The 3,236-nt window shown below is 60.0% G+C and carries 3 protein-coding genes; 1 reads left to right on the plus strand and 2 read right to left on the minus strand.

Annotation, left to right across the window (positions count from 1 at the left end):
- Nucleotides 1–459: 459 nt before the first annotated feature.
- Nucleotides 460–2,523, plus strand: a complete 2,064-nt coding sequence (locus L3X40_RS21335) for a recombinase family protein (protein ID WP_237367352.1) — start codon at nucleotides 460–462, stop codon at nucleotides 2,521–2,523.
- Between the two features lie 5 nt (nucleotides 2,524–2,528).
- Here the strand turns inward: L3X40_RS21335 and L3X40_RS21340 are convergent, their stop codons facing one another.
- Together L3X40_RS21340 and L3X40_RS21345 are read right to left on the minus strand one after the other, a co-directional pair.
- The gene (locus L3X40_RS21340; protein ID WP_237367353.1) at nucleotides 2,529–2,936 is read right to left on the minus strand and encodes a recombinase family protein; all 408 of its coding nucleotides are present in this window, start codon (nucleotides 2,934–2,936) and stop codon (nucleotides 2,529–2,531) included.
- Nucleotides 2,918–3,236, minus strand: a 319-nt coding sequence (locus tag L3X40_RS21345; protein ID WP_237367354.1) for a hypothetical protein, incomplete at its 5' end; no start/stop codon positions are given. The genes L3X40_RS21345 and L3X40_RS21340, both read right to left, overlap by 19 nt.

Genomic DNA, 3,236 nt, shown 5'->3' on the forward strand with positions numbered 1-3,236 from the left:
CGCGACTGGCATCATCTGATCGACCTATGCGCGCTGACTGGGGCGTTGGTGATCGATCTCGACGGCGCATACGATCCCGCCTCTCAATGCCCCAATCCGATTCCCAAGTGAGCACCCTGAACAGGTCACTGTCACCGACCAAGCTCATCCATTGTATGGGCGCACCTACGCCTTGGTGGCGCGGTCAGGTACGATCGGCGCATCCGGCCAGGTAACCGTCGTTTATCACGACGACATCCTATTGAAGATCCCGGTGATGGCAACATCACTGTATTCGCACCCTTCTGCAAGCCCCACTTGCAGTAAATTGTCGGACGAAAGCATAAAGGACATCATTAAAACGGCAAGTAATATTGAGTTAAACGTCGGAATAGCATTGCCGAGTACTGGCGATGGTGATACAGTATTCAATAGAATAGGAGATTTGAATACGATCGCGATTCGTCCGGAGGTCGAGCGATGAGCTTGGAACTGGTGACATCGCAGCATCTTTGTCGCAAGGCCGTGATTTATATTCGGCAGTCCACTCCGAACCAGATGGTGAACAATCAGGAAAGCCTGCGGCTGCAATATGCCCTGCGTCAACGCGCCAGCGACCTCGGCTGGGAGGACGGGAACATCGAAGTGGTCGATGCCGATCTTGGTCTCAGCGGATCGACGCTCTCGCACCGCGAGGGCTTCAAGGATGTCATCGCCCGCGTGACCCTGGGGGAGGTCGGGATTATCCTGTCCTATGAGGTGACCCGGCTCGCGCGCAACTGCTCGGACTGGTATCCTTTGCTCGATCTGTGCGGATTTCGACAATGCCTCATCGGCGACCGCGATGGCGTATATAATCCAGGTTCCGCCAACGGGCGCCTCTTGCTGGGCTTGAAGGGCACGATCTCCGAGGTTGAGTTACACACATTGCGGGGACGCCTTACGGCCGGATTGCTGAGCAAGGCGGAACGAGGCGAATTGGCGCTGCTGTTGCCGGCCGGGCTCGAACGCGACACCAGCGGCGTGGTCCTTAAAGATCCGAACCGGGAAGTTCAGGATCGTATATCCCTGGTGTTCGCAACGTTTCTGGAGCTCGGGTCGGTGGGCAAGCTGCTGCGCCGATTCCGGGATCATGCGTTGAACGTGCCGCGGCGGGATCGGTTCGGTGACGTCGTATGGCGAACACCCGCTGCCAGCATGCTCGCCGCCATCCTGAAAAATCCCGCCTATGCGGGCGCTTTCGTCTATGGTCGGACCCGTTCCTGTCATACGATCTACCCAAGCGGAAAGCTGAAAACGCATCGCTGTCCGATATCGGAATGGAAAATCGTGGTGAAGGACCGCTATCCTGCTTATCTCGACTGGGAAGGCTTCGAACGGATCCAGGCCATGCTGCGCGATAACCATGCGGAGTATCAGCGAAACAAGACCCGCGGGGTGCCTCGCGACGGCGCAGCCGTCCTCCAGGGGATCGCCTGGTGCGGGCAATGTGGGCACAAGATGAGCGTCGAGTACAAGAGCGCCAACCGCTACGTTTGCAACTCCTTACAGCGCACTCAGGGGGAGCCGCTCTGCCAGCATCTCCCCGCTGATCTGATCGATGCGCGGGTGGTGGACGCCTTCTTTGCGGCAATCGGACCGGCCGAGCTGGAGGCCTGGAAGCAGGCCCGGGAGGCCAGGCAGGAGACCCGGGACGCCACCCGCCGTGCGGAAACCCAGCAGCTGGAAAGGCTGCGCTACCAGGCTCTCCTTGCCGAACGTCAGTACAATCGCGTCGATCCGGATAACCGTCTGATCGCTGGCGAACTGGAGCGGCGGTGGGAAATGGCGCTGCGCGAGCTTCGACAGGCGCAGGATGCACTCGCTCGTCACGAGGCAGAGGCTCATGTGCCTGAGGCTGTGACCGTTGAAGACCAAAACGGATTCCTGGAGCTCGGTTCACGATTGCCCGAAATCTGGCAGCGACCTGACTTCAGCCGTGAGGACAAAAAGGCCCTGTTGCGTTCCCTGATCGACAAAGTGATCCTGCACCGGGTGACGCGTGACCGTATCTCGATCCGCCTCGTCTGGAGAGGTGGCGAAGTCTCGCAGCTCGAGGTTGAGCCACGCGTGCATGCCCAGTCGGCCCTCTCCCGGGCCACCGAGATGGAGGCCCGGCTGCTTGAACTTGCCCGCCACGGCATCGATGATATCACGATCGCCAGAATACTGACCGAAGAGGGACATCGGTCTGCCCGATGTGCCCATGTTCCAGCACGAACCGTACAGGTCCTCCGGCAACGGCACCGTGTCCTGTACAATGCCAGAGATATGCGGGACCGCCATATCTCTGGATGGCTGACAATCGCGACGGTGGCGCCAATGCTCGAGGTTTCAAACTCGTGGATCAAGCGCCGCATCCGCGACGGCATCATCGAAATCCGGCGTGATCCGCATGACAAACGGTTCCTGTTTCCAGACACACCGGAAGGCATGGCGGCATTGCAGGAGCTCAAATCCGGTGCCCGAAACCATCTCGTCGTCGCCCCACGAGCAAACAAATGAGGGTATCAACATGACCGATCGTACACGCCATCTTCGTCGAGAATGAGCGTGTCGGCCAAGGCGCAGATTTCCAGCAACCGATGCCAGTCCGCATTGTTTCTCGCGAGCCGAGATACTTCCAGGCCCATGACGATCCCCGCGCGTCCCATGCCAACATCGGACACCAGGTGCTGGAAGCCTTCGCGCCACGACGCTGAGGCGCCGGATTCACCCTGGTCGCTGTCGATGACAATGATCTGGTCGTCACGCCATCCCAGCCCGATCGCGCGCCCGCGAAGGGCGTATTGGCGCTTGGTGCTTTCGACGTTCTCCATGACCTGCCGCATCGATGACTGGCGGATGTAGAGGTAGGCACCCCGTTCGAGATGATGCGATTGGACCTTGAGGTTTTCGTTCATGCCGTTCTCCTCCATTCAGGGACCGCCATCACCATGGCGGCGAGCAGGTGGATGACTGTCCGTCGTTCGGAAGTTCTATCTGCGTTCGGCAGGCCAACAGCCGGCACGGCAGCGGATGGGTTCTGACAGGGCGCCTGCAAGATCGCGCGAACCCAGGCCCACATGCCGCGATGGAGGAGGATAGTAAGGCCGCTGCGCGCCTCCGGGGGCAGCGCGGTGCCGAGCGCAGCGGCGCGCAAGATTTCATATCGTTCCGTGGCGCGGCACTGCATCGCCCAATGCAGTTGCGCGCCGGTGCCGGTCACGCAGTTTTTT

This window comes from Rhizorhapis sp. SPR117, assembly GCF_021742065.1.

Excerpts from the sequence above, each read along its gene's own strand:
- L3X40_RS21335 (WP_237367352.1), top strand. The coding sequence starts at position 460 with ATGAGCTTGGAACTGGTGACATCGCAGCATCTTTGTCGCAAGGCCGTG.
- L3X40_RS21340 (WP_237367353.1), bottom strand. The coding sequence starts at position 2,936 with ATGGAGGAGAACGGCATGAACGAAAACCTCAAGGTCCAATCGCATCAT.